Origin of the sequence: Streptomyces zinciresistens K42, assembly GCF_000225525.1 — a bacterium.
In the GTDB taxonomy this organism is placed as follows: Bacteria; Actinomycetota; Actinomycetes; order Streptomycetales; family Streptomycetaceae; genus Streptomyces; species Streptomyces zinciresistens.
In genome coordinates this window covers 250,764-266,418 of record NZ_AGBF01000001.1, presented here as the reverse complement: position 1 = coordinate 266,418, position 15,655 = coordinate 250,764, and the positions used below count along the sequence as shown (strand labels likewise).

At 70.5% G+C, this 15,655-nt stretch carries 22 protein-coding genes, 1 tRNA gene and 1 pseudogene; all 24 read left to right on the top strand.

What is annotated here, in order from left to right; genetic code table 11:
- A pseudogene (locus SZN_RS41840) lies at nt 1–258 on the top strand (Eco57I restriction-modification methylase domain-containing protein); the annotation flags it as partial.
- Between the two features lie 196 nt (nt 259–454).
- Nucleotides 455–691 carry a hypothetical protein gene (locus SZN_RS01350; RefSeq protein WP_007490795.1) on the top strand — a complete coding sequence of 79 codons (237 nt, stop codon included), beginning with the start codon at nt 455–457 and terminating at the stop codon, nt 689–691.
- Entirely contained in the window at nt 688–1,026 is a 339-nt protein-coding gene (locus tag SZN_RS40805; RefSeq protein ID WP_030590007.1) for a hypothetical protein, read from the top strand. The genes SZN_RS01350 and SZN_RS40805 overlap by 4 nt, the downstream gene beginning before the upstream one ends.
- Nucleotides 1,023–1,238 carry a hypothetical protein gene (locus tag SZN_RS01345; RefSeq protein ID WP_007490790.1) on the top strand — a complete coding sequence of 72 codons (216 nt, stop codon included), beginning with the start codon at nt 1,023–1,025 and terminating at the stop codon, nt 1,236–1,238. Before SZN_RS40805 ends, SZN_RS01345 begins: the two co-directional genes overlap by 4 nt.
- 183 nt (nt 1,239–1,421) lie before the next feature.
- Complete coding sequence (locus SZN_RS01340) at nt 1,422–1,724, top strand: hypothetical protein (RefSeq protein ID WP_007490788.1); 303 nt, start codon at nt 1,422–1,424, stop codon at nt 1,722–1,724.
- 256 nt (nt 1,725–1,980) lie between these two features.
- Nucleotides 1,981–2,778: a M48 family metallopeptidase gene (locus tag SZN_RS37515; RefSeq protein ID WP_007490785.1), complete on the top strand. Its 798-nt coding sequence runs from the start codon at nt 1,981–1,983 to the stop codon at nt 2,776–2,778.
- 138 nt (nt 2,779–2,916) lie between these two features.
- Nucleotides 2,917–3,585 carry a hypothetical protein gene (locus SZN_RS01330; protein ID WP_007490784.1) on the top strand — a complete coding sequence of 223 codons (669 nt, stop codon included), beginning with the start codon at nt 2,917–2,919 and terminating at the stop codon, nt 3,583–3,585.
- Between the two features lie 56 nt (nt 3,586–3,641).
- Complete coding sequence (locus SZN_RS42205) at nt 3,642–4,709, top strand: N-6 DNA methylase (RefSeq protein ID WP_007490782.1); 1,068 nt, start codon at nt 3,642–3,644, stop codon at nt 4,707–4,709.
- A gap of 179 nt (nt 4,710–4,888) precedes the next feature.
- Nucleotides 4,889–5,581: an N-6 DNA methylase gene (locus SZN_RS01320; protein ID WP_007490780.1), complete on the top strand. Its 693-nt coding sequence runs from the start codon at nt 4,889–4,891 to the stop codon at nt 5,579–5,581.
- A gap of 108 nt (nt 5,582–5,689) precedes the next feature.
- Complete coding sequence (locus tag SZN_RS01315) at nt 5,690–6,121, top strand: hypothetical protein (protein WP_007490778.1); 432 nt, start codon at nt 5,690–5,692, stop codon at nt 6,119–6,121.
- Between the two features lie 82 nt (nt 6,122–6,203).
- The gene (locus SZN_RS01310) at nt 6,204–6,911 is read left to right on the top strand and encodes a hypothetical protein (protein ID WP_007490776.1); all 708 of its coding nucleotides are present in this window, start codon (nt 6,204–6,206) and stop codon (nt 6,909–6,911) included.
- A 313-nt stretch (nt 6,912–7,224) separates the two neighbouring features.
- Nucleotides 7,225–7,830, top strand: coding sequence for a hypothetical protein (locus SZN_RS01305; RefSeq protein WP_139063512.1), 606 nt, complete (start codon nt 7,225–7,227; stop codon nt 7,828–7,830).
- 211 nt (nt 7,831–8,041) lie between these two features.
- Nucleotides 8,042–9,142 carry a phosphoadenosine phosphosulfate reductase domain-containing protein gene (locus SZN_RS01300; protein WP_007490772.1) on the top strand — a complete coding sequence of 367 codons (1,101 nt, stop codon included), beginning with the start codon at nt 8,042–8,044 and terminating at the stop codon, nt 9,140–9,142.
- 456 nt (nt 9,143–9,598) lie between these two features.
- Nucleotides 9,599–10,003 (top strand): hypothetical protein, encoded by a 405-nt coding sequence (locus SZN_RS01295; RefSeq protein ID WP_139063511.1) that lies wholly within the window; start codon nt 9,599–9,601, stop codon nt 10,001–10,003.
- Nucleotides 10,004–10,044: 41 nt separating this feature from the next.
- On the top strand, nt 10,045–10,515 hold the full coding sequence (locus SZN_RS01290; protein ID WP_007490768.1) for a hypothetical protein: 471 nt from the start codon (nt 10,045–10,047) through the stop codon (nt 10,513–10,515).
- Nucleotides 10,516–10,686: 171 nt separating this feature from the next.
- A complete protein-coding gene (locus SZN_RS01285; protein ID WP_007490766.1) occupies nt 10,687–11,232 on the top strand; it encodes a DUF45 domain-containing protein in 546 nt (181 codons plus the stop codon).
- 234 nt (nt 11,233–11,466) lie between these two features.
- Entirely contained in the window at nt 11,467–11,796 is a 330-nt protein-coding gene (locus SZN_RS01280; protein WP_007490765.1) for a hypothetical protein, read from the top strand.
- Nucleotides 11,793–12,167, top strand: coding sequence for a zinc finger domain-containing protein (locus SZN_RS01275; protein WP_139063510.1), 375 nt, complete (start codon nt 11,793–11,795; stop codon nt 12,165–12,167). Before SZN_RS01280 ends, SZN_RS01275 begins: the two co-directional genes overlap by 4 nt.
- A complete protein-coding gene (locus SZN_RS01270) occupies nt 12,164–12,949 on the top strand; it encodes a deazapurine DNA modification protein DpdA family protein (RefSeq protein WP_007490763.1) in 786 nt (261 codons plus the stop codon). The genes SZN_RS01275 and SZN_RS01270 overlap by 4 nt, the downstream gene beginning before the upstream one ends.
- A complete protein-coding gene (locus tag SZN_RS01265; RefSeq protein WP_007490762.1) occupies nt 12,946–13,956 on the top strand; it encodes a Mom family adenine methylcarbamoylation protein in 1,011 nt (336 codons plus the stop codon). Before SZN_RS01270 ends, SZN_RS01265 begins: the two co-directional genes overlap by 4 nt.
- Before the next feature lie 108 nt (nt 13,957–14,064).
- Nucleotides 14,065–14,137, top strand: a tRNA-Ile gene (locus SZN_RS01260).
- 228 nt (nt 14,138–14,365) lie between these two features.
- On the top strand, nt 14,366–14,689 hold the full coding sequence (locus SZN_RS01255) for a BlaI/MecI/CopY family transcriptional regulator (RefSeq protein WP_244313265.1): 324 nt from the start codon (nt 14,366–14,368) through the stop codon (nt 14,687–14,689).
- 51 nt (nt 14,690–14,740) lie between these two features.
- Nucleotides 14,741–15,010, top strand: coding sequence for a hypothetical protein (locus SZN_RS01250; RefSeq protein WP_007490760.1), 270 nt, complete (start codon nt 14,741–14,743; stop codon nt 15,008–15,010).
- Between the two features lie 14 nt (nt 15,011–15,024).
- Nucleotides 15,025–15,474, top strand: a complete 450-nt coding sequence (locus tag SZN_RS01245; protein WP_007490759.1) for a hypothetical protein — start codon at nt 15,025–15,027, stop codon at nt 15,472–15,474.
- Nucleotides 15,475–15,655 lie beyond the last annotated feature (181 nt).

The following is a 15,655-nucleotide window of genomic DNA, read 5'->3' as shown; positions in this document are numbered from 1 at the left end:
TTCGATATGCGGTGGGTCATTGACACCTCCGGGGCGTACATCCCTGGCCACGGCACGCCGACGGTCATCCTGTGCCATCGCGTACGCCCGCCCCAGGGCGACACGGTGATCACGGTCCGGGGGGTACAGGGTGAGCCGGCGATCCCGGCGGACCCGGCCCGGGGGAAGGTGTGGTCGGCGATCGCCGAAGCCGTTCGCCGCAGGCTCGCCGAGGACCGGCTGAAGGAAGCCCTCGCCCATCCCCGTTGGATTGCATAATTGGATTTATGGCGGTAGGCTTGTGTTGTGACGGTGACCCGCAGTCCGATGCGGTCGCCGCGTTCCACCGACACGGCCAGGCGCCGTCCGGTCGTCCGACTTCCGGAGAACCATGTCCGTACCTTTTCCAGCCCGTGAGCGCACAGCTGTCCAGGCGCGCCGTGGCACCTCACGCCGCTCGGGCCATGGGCTGGCCGTGACGGCAGCCGCCGCCACCGGGGCGGGCATGACGGCTCAGGCGGCCACCGGCATCACCCCGGCACGGTTCGCCGACGGAGCCGTCACCGTCGACTTCCTGGCGCGCGCCGCGATGCACTCGGCGTACGGGCTCGCCATCGTCAGCGCCACGGCGCTCGCAGCCGTCACCACCGCGGTGCGGCGGCGGAAGCGCCCGCAGCCGTCGTCTCCCAGTAGCTACAAGGATCTGCCATGACCATTTCGCCCACCACCGCGAGCGCCCCGACGCAGCGCACCGATTCGGCCGAGGGCCGTACCGGGCGCGGCCGCGGGTTCATACGACAGGCCCTGGACGCAGGTATCCACCCGGCGACCCGGCGCCCGCTCCAGGCCGGACAGCACTGCGGAGGATGTGCTCATCTCCAGATGAAGAAACTTGCCGACGACTCGCGGCACTTGAAGTGCGCTCTGGTGATCGGCACGGGCCGCCGGAACGGCGGTCCCGACCTCCACAAGGAGACCCCGGCGTGCGTCGCCTTCGAGGCCGCGCCCCTGGCGCCGACCAACGACGGCACGCGAGAGACCTCATGAATCCGATCACGGTCGCCGAGTTGCGCGCCGACTGGCACGACGCCCCCGACTTGAGCAGCGAACAGAGGCAAGTGCTCGGGCAATTGGCCGAGACGGACTTGCAAGAGGCTCTCGACGAGGCTTTCCGGCGGCACGAGGACACGTACTTCCGGATCCTCGACTCGACCCGCAGCGACGCCACGCGCGCACTCCTGGAACGCATGGCCGCATGAGCGGTGGCTGCCTGGTGGGACGCCCTCCGCCGGGCAGCCACCGCTGGGCGGCGCCACACACAGCCAGCCACGCAGAAGAACGCGCCCCCGCCCACCCAGAGAGAAGCCCAGTACCCCATGCATCCCTCCGCTCGAAGCCGCGCGAGGCAACAGGCATTCGACCTGGAGAGCCAGCGTCACGACATGATCGAAAGGCTTGCCGACGGCGGTCTGCCCGAACCCCGGGCGGCCGCCCTGGTCGACGCCCTGTGCGAGGCCGCCCGCGACCAGATCGCGCAGGATCTGGCCCGTCAGATCCTCCCGCTGCGTGAACGGCACGACGCGGCCTGGGACTGGATCACCCGTGACAGTCTCAGCCACCAGCTCCGCGCCCTGGTCACGGCCCTCGCCACCGCCCTGGGCAACCCGCAGGACACCACGGCTGCGCACGGCTACGTCCGCGCCATGGTCAGTGGAGGCGGCGACGGATCACGAGGCGCTGCGTAATCGGCAGCGGCGCCCGGCCCCCGCACCGCCCCGACCGGGCCGGGCCGGGTCCGTCACGGGCCCGATCCGTACCGGAGGAACACGGCCCGACCCAACCCCATCATTCCCCGATTGCATGGCCCTGGCGGCGAGCTCAGCTCCCGCCGGGGCCTCGCGCGTTGCCCCGCTGGCACGCCACCGGCGCCCGGTGCCGGCAGGGCGTGCCGGCCGACGCCGGCGCCCCGCCCGCCGGACCGACCGACAGGAGCCCCTTTTCATGAACCCGACCGCCGCCTCGGATGAGGTCCTCATCCGAGGCGTCACCGCGGCCCTGGAAGCCGACGGAATCCTCGCCTCCGGCACCTTCGACGTCGTGGTGTCACATCGGCGTACCACGCATGCAGTGACGACGCGACCGGACGGGCGCCGTGTCGTGCGCATCCTGCCGACGTCGACGGCCGCCGAGATCACGCAGTTCGTCCGCCAGAACGCCCCGCGCCTGGAGGCCCACGCCCGGCAGATGGCCAAGAGGGCGCCCCAGCACCCGAACAGGCGCCTGGTGGACGGCTGTGAGCTGCTCTGGCTCGGCCGCACCATCCGACTGCACCTGGTCGACACTCCCGTTGCGGTCCGCATGCGGCAGCAGGAGGACGGAACGGGACTGCTCGTCGTCTACCGCGGTGACCTGGAGAGGCACGGCGCGCAGCCAGTCATCGACTGGTACGCGCGGGCGGGCCGGGCCTGGCTGGAGGGCGAGGCGCCGGCGCACTGGTCGCGCATGCGGACCCGGCGCCGGCTCCCGCAGTTGGCGGTGCGCGACCTCGGCCGCTGCAACGGGGCCATCTACCAGGAGCGCGCTCACCGGCTGACTCTGCACTGGGCGGTTTTCCAGCTCCCGCCGGCGCTGCTGGAGTACGTCCTGGTGCACGAGCTGGTCCACGGGACGCGCCCGCGGGGTCGATCCCATGGCCCGGAGTTCCGGGCCCGGTTGCTGCGCGCCATGCCCGACGCGCTGATCCGTCACGAGCAGTTCAAGGCGGCGTTCCGGTTCCTGTGGATCGGCACCACTCTCTAGATTGCGTAATTGGAATTAAGGAGGTAACGTCTAGGTTCTTGGCTGCGTACCCACGGCGCCTCTGGAGCTGCCGGATCTGAACGCCGCCTCGCCAGTCGCGCCCCCCGGCGCGCTTCTCCGACGCAGAAACACAGCAGCATGCACACCCAGCCTCCTGGCCGACCGGCCGAATGGTTCCCCTCCTCCGTCACCCTCAAGGACTGCGGGCCATATCCGGCCGAAGTCCTCGGCCACCGGCACGACGGCATGATCCAGCCCCGCTTCACCAGCGAGGTGACGGGCCGGATCGCAGCCGAACTCCGTTCGGACGCCTCGATCGCCCTCAACCTCCGGTTCACCGGCGAAGCCATCGAGATCCTCGGCCTCGGCGATCCTCCGAAGGTCCTCGAACGCTGCCGGCCCGACGCCGAAGGCCGCTACGCCCTGGGCCACGGCTTCCTGCCCTGGCGAGAGCACACCACCACCGACCCGGCGGAGTTCGCCCGGGCCCTCGACGAGGCGCAGGCCGGCGGATACCCGCCGGCGGCCCCGGACGCGTGGACGGTCGCCTTCGCCGACCACGGCCATGGCATGGCCGTGCTCGCCGTCTACCGCACTCCGCACGAGGACGCCGCGGCCTACGACGCGCTCTACAACGTGCTGTACGCCAGCGGCCTTTCGTCGTACGAGACCACGGCTGCCTGCGCGGACGACGCCGAACTCGCAGCCCGGCGCCGGTTCAGCAGCCAGCGCGCCCACGTGGAACCCGACACCGTCGTATGGCCGAAGGTCGCACCCGCCACCCGGCTTCCCGCCGACCCGCGCTGAAACGCAGCGCCGGCCGCACGATCCATCAGCACAGCGCACGAAAGTCAGCTTCACCCATGGCACCATCCGACCTGGGCTCCCGCCTCACCGCAGCCCTCGCCTCCGCCCAGCGGCCCGCACCGGCGGCTCTCGCCCCAGCAGGCCACGCGCAACCCGACGGCACCGCCGACTGCAGCGATCCGGGATGCGCCCGGCACGCCGGCACCACCGACTGTCCGCCCTTCCCCATCACACGCCGGCGCGGCTCCGACTTCGGAGAATCCGTCGCCGACGCCTGGTACCGCAGCTGCGGCAGTAGCCGTATGGACATTCCAGCGGGCGTGGTCGCGGCCCTGGCCCTGTGCCCCATCAAGTCCCCGGGCGCGCTCCATGCCGCTCAGCTCTCCCGCTACTTTGCCGCCCAGCCTCCTCGCGTCCTTGCCAAGGGCTACGCCGAGGTGTACGCCGCCACGTGGATGCTGCGCCCCGAGCTCATGGATGTGGCCGCACCGATCTTCCGCTGGACGGAGGAGGACCTCGACGAGCAGGCCCTGCGCGGCGTCGCGGCCGTCACCCGGGCCGCACTGCGCGCGGGCGTACTCCAGTACACCGGCGACAAGGATCCGTACTACCGCTCGGACATCGACCTCATGTCGTGGACCATCACCAATCTGCGGCATCACAGCTCGCGCCGCGGCCTGGGTGAGTACCACACGCCTCCGGAGGTCGCCGACATGATGGCCCGTCTCCTCTATGACGGCGCATCAGACGCCGATGCCGAGCCGGGGCGGGGGCAGTCGTTCAACGAGCCGGCTGCGGGTACCGGCGGCATGTTCCGCTCCATGGTGCAGGCCATGCGCGAACGCGGCGGGGATCCGCACAAGCACGAGTGGGTCATGCAGGAACTCGACCCGATCGCGGCCGCCGGAGCAGCGGTGAACACCGTCGTCTGGGATCTGGGCCCCAAGGCGGTCGTCGCGGTGGGCAACACGCTGGCCGACAGCGACCTGAGCCAGCAGGCCTTTGCGCACCAGCGGAAGATGCAGGCCCACCGAGACCGACTCCGCGGCGTCGCCGCCTTCGCCAAGGCCACCCACGACGCCTTCCGCCAGCTCGACACCCTCTTCTCCGCCCGCGCCGCATGAACAGGAACACGATGACCACCCGCCCGCGTGACCTGACCTGACTTCCGTCCGCGCACGCCCGACGGGCGTTCCTCCCCGAGGATCCCCAGGAGCACGCCCGGCGCCTGATCGACACGATCACGGCGCTGTGGCCCTCCTCGTCGCTGGAGGTCCCCCTGGGCACCACGGCGGCGCTCGCTTTGCTCCCGCTGGCCGATGCGCAGAGCCCGGAACTCGCCCACGACGTCGCCGCTCTGGATCCGGACGACCTCATCGTCGTGCTCCGGCAGATGTGGGCCCACCTGTGGCAGAGCCAGCCGTATCTCGTGGAGCGGGCCGGCCTGCTGTGGCGGTGGCTCGCCGATCCGCCTCAGCAGACCGCGCAGGCCGTGACCGAGATGACCCACCATCTGTTCAAGGGCGGCATCCTCGAGTACGGCGCCGATCCGAAGCGCTATCTGGCGACCGATCTGCTGGGCCGGCTGCTGCAGGCGCTGAGCAACCGCGGGGAGAAGAGCCGCCGCGGCGCCTTCCACACGCCCGACGTCGTTACCAATCACATGGTCGAGTACTTCGCCGACGATCTTCCGCCGGGCACGGTCATCGGCGAGGCGGCGGCCGGCTCGGGCGCCATGTGGCGCGCGCAGGCCCGGCTGCTGCATGACCAGGGTCGCGACGCTGCGCAGTACCGGTGGGTCGGCGTCGAGATCGACCCGCTTACGGCGGCTGTACTCGGCGCGAACAGCCTGTTGTGGCGTTTGGGGACCGATGTGCTGATCGCCTGCGCGGACGCACTTGCCGGCGACAGCGGTCTGACGCAGGCGCACCAGGAACGCGAGGAGGCGATCGCCCGCCGGGATGCGTTCCTGAGCAGCCTCCACCCACCCCGATAGATTGCGTAATTGGATTTATTGCGGTAGGGTGATGCTGTACCAGGGGGGGCCAGCGGGCCCGGAACGCTGCCCGCTGGCACCGCCGCTCACACCACGGAAGGTCCGCCGATGACCACCACGTCCCGCGCCGTCGATATCCGTCCGGTTCTCGACCAGATCAGCCGCCTTCAGGACGACTACGCCGTCCACGAGATCCTGGTCGCCGCCCACGAGCGTCTCACCCGGCTCGAACTGGCGAAGCTCGCCCGGCTGCTCACTCCGGTCATCTCCGGGGTCCAGGCGCGGGAAGACGCCCACGCCCGGCAGCTCGTCGTCCGCGCGGTCGCGTTCGAGCCGACCCGGTCCCAGCCGCAGCCGGTCCGCTACAGCGCAGACGGGCTGTATCTGCCGCTCGCGTCCCGGCACGGACGCGAGTGGATCGAACAGCTCACGGTGCCGCAGGACCTCCAGCCGCAGGCGGAAGCGATCCTCCGCGGGCTCACCAATGCCGCAGTCGGCTCCCTCGCCCCCGGCGAAGAGCTCTACCTCCAGCTCCCGTGACACCGGGCCCAGCAACACGACCGACCGGCAGCGACCGGCCGCCCGGTGTGCCGGGCCGCTGCCCTTCACCCATGCAGGAACCATGACCTCCCGCCATACGCTCGTCTGCCTCCCGCCCCTGAACGACCCGCACGACTGGGCGGACGCGATCGACGAGGCGATCGCGCCGTACCCCGACGACCTCTACACCTGGACCGCCTACGGGCGATACGACACTCATCTCGCCGTCCGCCCGGACGTCACACCGAGCGACGGGAGTCTCGTCCAGAGCTCACGGGCACGCCAGTCCCGCCTTCCCACGTGCAGCGGCGGCCGCCGAGACTTGCTGGACTTCCCCGCGATGCGCACACACCGTGCCGCGCAGGCCTCGCGGCTCCACCGTGCGTGGAAGAGCGCCACGGCCATCCTGCCCCCGGCCGTCCCTCTCAGCTCCTTCCACCAGCGCCATCCGCAGGACCCCGGCCGGGCACTGCAGGAGTTCCGCGCCCAACCGCAGCTCCAGGTCCTCACCGACCTTGACGTGCCCCGGTCGCACCGCCGGAAAGCCGATACTGCCGCCCTGGTCGCGCTGGGCCATGATGCGTTCGTCGAACGCGCCCGGCAGCGGGCCGTTCCCGGCGACCTTCTCCTGACGGTCGACGGCACCCTCCACATCAACCCGTCCTTCATCGACGCCGACGACGACGCCGAGACCGGCAGCACGCGCTACCTGGATCTGGCCAACCGCTACCTCGACGAACTGCCGCCGGATCACCTGGTGTTCAGCCTCGACGTCCGACTCGCCGGATAGGGGCGCCGTCCCCCTTCGATCTGCCTTCCGCCCGCAAGGACCACGCATGCTCAACCGACCGAACCCCTCCTCCCTGGCGGCTCTCACGAGCAACAGTCGCTGCTCCCGTTACGAGCGGGGCGGGAGCCGCTGCCACCGGCCGACACGGCGCGCCGACGGGTGGTGCGGCACGTGCGCCGGCTTCCGGCGCCCACAGAAGCCCACCGACCCGGTAGTCCCGTGCCCGGCCGCTCCCTCCACGCGCGAGCCGGTCACGGCCGCCACGGATCGACTGCCTCTGACCTCCGACGAAGCGCACGATCCGCAGCTCGGTGTGACCCGCTCGGCGATCGAGCGGTACTGCGCCACGCACGGGGGCGACCGCGCGACGGCGGAAGCGGAGATCCGCTCGCTGCTGGAGAACCTCATCGCCACCGGCACGCATCAGCGCGTCGAGGGCGGTGCCTGGCGGCTGCTGGCCCGAGAAGGGTTCTCCCTCCTGCTCTCCGCTGATGCGAACCGCGTCCTCGGCTACAGCACCGCGCACCGCGACCGGACCTACGGCCAGGTCAAGGCCGGTGTGCCAAGCCGAAGCCGAAGCCGAAGCGGCCACCGGAGGGACAAGGGCTGGGTCCTCGCGCTGCAAGACGGCCTCCCGGTCCGCTTCACCACCCTGGTGCTGCGCCGCTTCGCCCGGGACGTACTCGGCACGGAGTTCACCCGCTCGACGGGGAAGAAGGTGGTCGAGGCCGCGTACAGCCGCAGCACCCACGTACAGCCCGACCCTCCGTCGAACCACGCAGGCCGTCGGCGTGCCACGGACGAGGCTGGTCTGAGGTGGCACTTCGCGTACGAACCCGGTGAGCGTCCGGCAGTCATCCACCTCTCGTGGGAGCCGGGCTGCGGGCCCCAGGCCGCCGCGCAGGAGGGCGGGTCGTGACGACTGCGGGCTGACACGGCAGCTCCGGGCTGCCCGTGGCCTCGTCCAGACGGCACCGGAGCTGCCGTTCCGGTGCCGTGCCTTCGACTCATCGCCCCGGTCTGGGGCGGTCGCCCCTCCCACCCCACTACGGGCTCGACCACCGGCTCCCGGGGCACGGCCCAGGCCTCGCCCCGGCCCGATGCGCACCGACCCTCAAGGACGCCCCGCTATGCATACAGACGCCCTCTTCAGCCTGAGCGGCCTCGAGGACCCGCAGGAGGTCCCCGCGGCCGTCCTGGTCGTTCCGAAGCCCAAGCCGAAGCGGAGGCGCAGGCGGGTTGTGCACCCGTCCGTGCCGTTCACGCCGTCGACGACCGTTCCCGATGACCTGATCCGGGACGCGGACTGGGTGGTCGTGTCGTCTTCCGGAGGCAAGGACAGCCAGGCGATGCTCTCGTATGTCGTCCGCCGCGCGAAGGCTCTGGGGATGCTGGACAAGGTCGTCGTCGTGCACGCGGACCTGGGCCGGGCCGAGTGGGAAGGTACCCGCGAGCTCGCCGAGCTGCAGGCCCGCCTGTGCGGGGTCCGACGGTTCGAGGTGGTGACCTCTGGCGTCGACTTCCTCGACCGGGTCGAAACCCGCCACGGCAAACTGAAGGCGAAGGCGGAGGAGGAAGCTCTCGAGCGCGGCGAGGACCCGACGCAGGCGAAGGTCGCGCCGGCCTGGCCGTCGAGTTCGGCGCGCTGGTGCACGAGCGGTGAAAAGCGGGGGCCGATCCGGACCCTTTACACCCGGCTCACCAACGAGCTCGCACACCTGGGGCGTCCCGTGCGGATCTTGGCGTGCATCGGGCAGCGCGCTGCCGAAAGCACCCAGCGGGCGAGGCTCGCCGAGGTGGAGATCGATCGCGGGGCGAGCAACGGGCGCCGGCACATCACGACATGGCGACCTATTCACACGTGGAACGACCGGAGAGTTTGGCGGGAGATCGCCCGTTCCCGCCTGCCGTACCACCCGGCCTACGACTGGGGAAACTGGCGCCTGAGCTGCGTTTTCTGTGTCCTCGGATGCAACAGCGACCTCGTGAACGGAGCGCGACGCGTGCCGGAGCTCGCCGCGGCGTTCGCCCGGACAGAGGCCAAGATCGGCGCCGACTTCAAGAAGGGCTTGTCGATGCGGGAGATCATCCGACGCGCCGAAGCACTGGAGGCGGCCGAGGGACCCGCCGCGCGGCCTCCAGCAGGTACGGCGATGGCAGCGCATGTCGGGCGGGCGATGACGTCGAAGTACCGAGCCCGTCAAGCTGCGCTGTACGGCCTGGTCGCCTGATCTACCCGGCACGCGCGAAGACGCTCCGGGTTCAACGCAGCGGACCCGCCTCCTTCCGCCGGCAGAAGGACGGCGGCTGACCACCCGAGGGAGCGAGCGGCAGGCGCCGCCGGCGCCTGCCCCGGCGGGCCGCCCTTCACTGTGACGGATGCCCTGTCGGAGATCCCGGACAGCTGCCCATCCCAACTCCGCCGGAGAGCTGACCCGGTTCGCGCTGCGGAGGGTGCTCGGGCCGGTGGGCGGCCAGGTATCGGGGACGGCGATGGCGGCCCGGCCCCGACGTCCTGGTCTGGCGGTCGGCGATCAGTCAGAGACCTTGGGTGTCGGACACCCAGAGATTGCATAACTGGATTTACGGATGTATTGTGTGGGTGATGCTGGTGAGTGCCCCGGGCGGCTGCCCCCGCCGCACGTGACGGCACCCACTGCCCCAGAGCCAACATCCCCGGGAGACCCGTGAACACCCCAGAGATAGATGCCATCAGCAAGATGGACGCCGCCCGGGCCGCTCTCAAGGAGACCACCCCCGAGGTTCTCGACGCGATCTGTGCCGTCGTGGCGGAGCTCTTCCCCGAGGGCAAGTTCCTCTGCGCCAACTCCCTGTCCGTCTACACGGCGGAGGGCCGCCGGACGATCGGTCCCTTGGACCGGCAGCGGAACCCGAAGTACCCCCACCACCTCGTGTGGGAGTGGCCGCTGGACCGGCTGCCCAAGCGCATCACACGGCCACACCTCGGTGCGCACGCGGACTCCAAGAAGCGGACCCTGAAAGGCCTTCTGAACCAGGCCCGGCGCGCGGGCGCTGAGATCCCGTGCGGCGACATCGGCCGACACTACGCCCCCCGGCTCACCCTCCGCTGAAGGATCACCCCTCGTTCCACCCCGACATCCGGGAGCTTTTCATGCCTTCCACCACGCTGACGGCAACGGCCGTCGCCCGTCTGCGGACGGCCTCCGTGCACCCCGACGGCCACCTGCCCAAGGTGGGCCCGAGGATGCTGCGCCTGTTCGTCACGGAGAAGTACGCCTACCGCAACGACACCGACGGCTTCGTTCTCGACGGCCAAGCCGCCCTCGAGGACCTGAACCGTGCCGACGACTCCCGCCCGTTCATCATCACCGCGGCAGGCCGTCGCGCCGCCCTCAACAGGGGGCAGATCAAGGCCCTGACGGAAGAGATCGGGCCTGACGGGCGGCTCGCCCGAGGAGTGCCGTGGCCGACACAGCAGACCCTGGCGCGGCTTCTGCTCGTCGAGTTCCGCGATGAGCAGGGAAACCCCGCCCCCGGAGACGGCACCCCGTTCCGCACAGGCCTCGGCACGCTGGTCGCCGAGGCCGCGCACCACACCATCCACCCGGACGACGTCGCATAACTGGATTTACTTCGACGTCATTGAGAGTGGTCGCGCGGGGCACGGGAGCACCGCCCCGAGCAGCCGCCGGGGCGCTCCCGGCCAGCCGACGAACCCCGCACCTCGAAGTTCGCGCCCCTCCGCTCCCATCGCCCCACGACTGCCCCGCCCCGCCCAGAGGAATGCCCTCCCGTGACACTCGCCCGCCGCACGCTCACCAGCGGCTCGTTCAGCATTACCGTCATCGCCAGCACCAGCTACACCGACACCCAACTCGCCGTCACGGACACCGGGGAGATCACGGTCACGGGCCCGCTCGGCCTGACCGACGAGACCGTCAAGACCTTCGTGGCGTACAAGGAGGCCTGGATCGGCGCCCGGCTGCAGCACTTGGTCAACGTCGCCGCGGGCACCCAGTCCGCCGACGGGCCCTGCCCGAGCTGCTACGTGACGGCCGGATCACTGCACACGGATCTCTGCGACCTCGCCCGGTGCGCCTTCACCGGGTTGCAGCGCTCCGGCTGCGGCCACTTCACCGACCGGTGCAGGACGCCGTGGACCGGACGCCTGCCCGGCGAGGCCGAGTGCCACGAGTACGGGTTCTACGCGCGACTGGGCTCCAGCGGCTGGGAGCCATGCCCGGCCGACCACCCGGACGCCATGCCTGACTTCAACCGGCTCTACACCGAGTGCCGGTGGGATGCCCAAGCCCAGCGCATGCGTCTGATCTCAGACTGACCCCTCGCCCGGCCAGGACTCACTGGCCGGGCCCGCCCCACCCCACGTCATCACCCCGATTGGTCCGCCATGCACGATCCGGCTCTGCCGTCTCAGCCCGCTCCACTCCTCCCCCTGGGGCCGCGCTCGGCCCATGCCCGCGTCGCCCCCGTTCCCCTCTCCCACCCTTTCCGCCCCCACCCAGGAGTCGAGCCGGCGCCGCAGGACGCGGCGGCGGAGCTGCTGCTCTGCGCCTTGCGTGACCACCTCCTGGCGGCCGGGCACGAACTGAGCCGATGCACCCTGAAGATGGCCGGTGAGCCGCACCCCCTGGCCGTCGACCTGGTCGATCTCTCCTCGGGCAGGCTCGTCGTCGCCCGGGGCACCACCAGCCGCCCGGCCCTCCAGGAAGCCATCGGCGAACTCCTCGACCTGGGCGGACTGTTCGGCGACACCCTCACCAAGACCCTTCTGGTGCCCAAGCCCCCGGACAGCGACCTGACGGGGCTGCTGAGCAGGCTCGGCATCGCCTGGCTGTGGCCCAGGGGCGCAGACTTCTGCGAGGGCACCCGGTGTCCGGCGTGAACCGCCCGGACGCGGCCCTGACCCAGCCGGTCCCCTGTCCCGCTCTCCTGTCCGAGCTTCAGGCCCTTCTGGCGAGCGGCATTCTCATCGACCGGGCCGGGACACCGCTCGGGGCACCGTGCCGCTGCGGTGGTCGGGTCGACGGCTACACCTGCCCCCTGTCGCTGGACTGCCCCGGGTGCGCGGCGCCTGCGGGCCGACGCTGCCGCAGGCCCAGCGGCCACGAGGCCGCCGAACTGCACGTCCCCCGCCTCCGGGCCGCCGGCGCCCTGGACAAGGTCCGCGAGCGCGACGACGACCCCACCCTGCCCGCGCCCTGGCCCGATCCCGACCCGTCCGCCCCGATTCCATCGGAAGACCGCACGCCGTGACCACCACCGCACCACCGCCCGCACCGCCCTTCGAGTTCTTCCTGGGCGCCCACCACCCGGCCTGGCTCGAGACGGCCGACGTCCCCCTGTGTGTCTCACACCGCCGCCTCACAGGCCGGCGGGCCCTGCCACGCGCCCGGCACAGATGGTTCCTCGACAGCGGGGGATTCAGCGAGCTTTCGCTCCACGGAGGGTGGCGCCAGGACGCCCGCACCTACGCGGCGGCGGTCCGCCGCTACCACGAGGAGGTGGGCCAGCTCCACGCCGCCGCCCAGCAGGACTGGATGTGCGAATGGGATGTGCTCCGCAAGACGGGCAAGACGTTGAAGCAGCATCTCGAGCTGACCGTCGCGAACTTCGTCGAACTGCGCTCGCTCGCTCCCGACTTGCCGATCATCCCCGTGATCCAGGGGTGGACGTCCGTCAGCTACTTCCAGTGCGTCGACATGTTCGACAAGGCCGGAGTGGACCTGACGAAGGAACCGCTCGTCGGCGTCGGAAGCATCTGCCGCCGTCCACGCCTGGACCTGCCCGTGATGCTGCTGGCGGACCTCGCGCGGGCCGGCATCCGCATCCACGCGTTCGGCTTCAAGAAGGCCGGGCTGAAGATCGCACACAAGAGCGTGGTCTCGGCCGACAGCCTCGCCTGGTCCTACGGCGGCCGCCACGAGCGCGGATGCAGTGAGTCCCACCAGCGCGAGAACAACTGCATGCGCCACGCCCTGTGGTGGCGTCAGGACCTGCTCGACCACATCACCGACGCCCAGCGCAGGTGCCCATGACCTCGATCATCACCCCGCGGCCCGCCGACCTGCGGGCCATGCAGCTCGGCGACCCCCGCGGTTTCACCCAGCGGTGGCGCTACGGAGCCCCAACGTGGCGCCACGTCTCCGAAGGCGGGTTCCGAGCCCAGCGCTACGCGGTGACCGCCATCCCGGAGGCCACCGCGAAGGCCTTCGTGCAGCGGCACCACTACCTGTCCGGCTGGCCCGCCGTCCTGCACCACCCCTACGGACTCCTCGACCAGGAGGCGCCGCTGGGTGCCGGCGACCTCGCGGTCGAGGGACTGCCGCTGGTGGGCGTCCTGGTGCTGGCCAGCCCCATGAACCCCCGTGTTCTCACAGGCGCCTTCCCGCACCTGGAGCCCTACCGGGAGAGTGCCGAGATCGCGCGCCTCGTCCTCAGCGAGTCCGTACCCAGCAACGGCGAGAGCTTCTTCACCTCGGCCGCGCTGAGATCCGCCGCGGCCGCCGGCCTGCGCGGCGCGGTCATGTTCAGCGATCCCGTCCCACGATGGCGGCGGACCGAGCACGGCCATGTCATCCAGACCAGAGGTCATCTGGGCATCGTGTATCAGGCGCTGTCGGCGACGTACACCGGTCTGGGGACGGCCCGCACGCTCACCGTGCTCCCGGACGGCAGCACATTCACCGCACGGGCGCGGTCCAAGCTGCTGCGCCAGGAATCGGGGGCGGCCGGCGTCGCTCGGCGCCTTGAGGAGATGGGGGCGCCACCGCCGCCCCCGGGCCCTGGCGAGGCGCTCAAGCAGTGGCTGGATCAGGCCCTCGCCCAGATCGGCGCCCGACGCCAGGCGCACCCAGGAAACCACCGCTACCTGCTGCGGGTTGGCCGTACGCGGGCAGAACGGACGCGGACGGTCATCGGCTTCACTCCGCGCCCCTACCCCAAGCACCCGTGCGGCTCGGCGATCCCGCACTCCGCGTCCCACGAGGCAGCGTGCGGGATCGCACCAGGGTCCGTGCATCCACCCCAACCAAGGATTGCTTAATTGGATTGCATGCTGTATAGTTTATCTAGGCGGTCGGCGAGAGGCCACCGCCCTCACGGCCCGTACCCGGTACCCCCCCCACCCGCCGGGTACGGGCCGTCAACCCCCGGCGCTGTAGCTCAGTTGGAAGAGCGCGGATCCTATAAGTCCTGGGTCGCGGGTTCGAGTCCCGCCAGCGCTACACAACGCACATCTTCTCCAGCCGCGGCCCTCGCGCCCGTGGCTCGCCCCCCTTGGAGGTGCCACCCATACCCCTCCCCCATGCAGCCCCCGGCCCGACCATCGGCCGGCGGCTGCACGAACTCCCTTCGTCCGACCACACCAAGGAACTTGAGTGCTGAAGCCACCTCGCCCGTTGGGAGAACTCGAAGACGCGGTCATGACACGGGTGTGGAAGTGGAACCGCCCGGTGACCGTTCGAGAAGTCCTGGAAGACCTCCAGTTGGAACGGTCGATCGCCTACACCACGGTGATGACCGTTCTCGGCAACCTCCATCAGAAGGGCTTGGTACGCCGCCAGCCGGAAGGCCGGGCCTATCGATATGAGACGGTCTCCACCCGCGCCGCCTACGCCGCCGCGCTGATGAACGACGCCTGGTCGCAGAGCGACAACCCCACCGCCGCCCTCATCGCCTTCTTCGGCATGCTGAGCGAGGAACAGCACCAGGCGCTAAGCGACGCCATCCGCATCGCCCACGGGCCGGAGGCCGCCGAGAGCCCGAAGGCCCACTAGGCCCCTACGTGGCCGCGCCCCCGCCCCGCATAACCCCTCCCGGAGAGCGTCATGCCCTCGTTCTGCTTCCGCCCTCGTCGCCCCGACGAGGACTACGACGCCTATGAGCAGGCGTTCATCCGCGCCTGGAACTCCTTCTGTTCCCGACGCCGACTCAACCCCTATCCCGCCCAGTCCACCGGCGATCGCTACCTCGACGCGCGCAACGCCTCAACCGAGTACGCGGCACGCCCCCGCTGGGGGGTACTCCGCCACACACTCGGCCGGCTCGCGCGCCAGCTCCGGCAGCGGCTGACGCCCGGCCCGCATTCCCCCCGGTGACCTCAGGAGACAACGTGCCGAGGAACCACGCCCAGAGAAACCCTGCCGCGCACATCGAGTTCCTCTACCTGAGCGCACACACCGTTGAGGTCCGCGATCTGTCGTGGTTCTGCGACCACTGGTCGCGCGAAGCGAGCTACAGCAGATGGCGTCGCCTTCCGCCCGCGAATCTGCTCCTGCTGGAGAGCGGCAGCACGTCGCCCGAACTCTTCACCGTCAGCGGCGGCAGAACAGCCGGGTTCGTCTACCAGGACGGGCGGCGCTTCGCGCGATGCCGCGGCACGATCGCCACAGCGCCCCAACATCCCGATGACGCTCCGGCCCGCTACTGCTTCGACTACTGGGAGCACGACCCGCGAGAGGACGAGCCCCCGGTCACCGATGTGGAGAAGCTCCGCTTCCCGACAGCCGGGACCACCCCCCTCCCGCCGAACGCCCAAGCCACCGACACCCCGGCGATGTAGGGCCGAGACCAGCGGACAGGTGCTGGCCATACGCGCAGAAACGATCTCGGCCGCTGACAGCGGAGCCTTCTGCGTGACGACAACCCTCGGAGGCAACTCCGGGGGTTGCTTAATTGGATTTACTGACGTACTCTATATGTCATGAGCTCGACAGAGCCTCAACTGCCCGTCCATCGCGGAG

What these genes read in the sequence shown, in the direction of transcription:
- SZN_RS40805 (WP_030590007.1), top strand. Translation starts at nt 688, where the DNA reads ATGACCATTTCGCCCACCACCGCGAGCGCCCCGACGCAGCGCACCGAT.
- SZN_RS01345 (WP_007490790.1), top strand. Translation starts at nt 1,023, where the DNA reads ATGAATCCGATCACGGTCGCCGAGTTGCGCGCCGACTGGCACGACGCC.
- SZN_RS01340 (WP_007490788.1), top strand. Translation starts at nt 1,422, where the DNA reads ATGATCGAAAGGCTTGCCGACGGCGGTCTGCCCGAACCCCGGGCGGCC.
- SZN_RS37515 (WP_007490785.1), top strand. Translation starts at nt 1,981, where the DNA reads ATGAACCCGACCGCCGCCTCGGATGAGGTCCTCATCCGAGGCGTCACC.
- SZN_RS01330 (WP_007490784.1), top strand. Translation starts at nt 2,917, where the DNA reads ATGCACACCCAGCCTCCTGGCCGACCGGCCGAATGGTTCCCCTCCTCC.
- SZN_RS42205 (WP_007490782.1), top strand. Translation starts at nt 3,642, where the DNA reads ATGGCACCATCCGACCTGGGCTCCCGCCTCACCGCAGCCCTCGCCTCC.
- SZN_RS01315 (WP_007490778.1), top strand. Translation starts at nt 5,690, where the DNA reads ATGACCACCACGTCCCGCGCCGTCGATATCCGTCCGGTTCTCGACCAG.
- SZN_RS01310 (WP_007490776.1), top strand. Translation starts at nt 6,204, where the DNA reads ATGACCTCCCGCCATACGCTCGTCTGCCTCCCGCCCCTGAACGACCCG.
- SZN_RS01300 (WP_007490772.1), top strand. Translation starts at nt 8,042, where the DNA reads ATGCATACAGACGCCCTCTTCAGCCTGAGCGGCCTCGAGGACCCGCAG.
- SZN_RS01290 (WP_007490768.1), top strand. Translation starts at nt 10,045, where the DNA reads ATGCCTTCCACCACGCTGACGGCAACGGCCGTCGCCCGTCTGCGGACG.
- SZN_RS01265 (WP_007490762.1), top strand. Translation starts at nt 12,946, where the DNA reads ATGACCTCGATCATCACCCCGCGGCCCGCCGACCTGCGGGCCATGCAG.
- SZN_RS01250 (WP_007490760.1), top strand. Translation starts at nt 14,741, where the DNA reads ATGCCCTCGTTCTGCTTCCGCCCTCGTCGCCCCGACGAGGACTACGAC.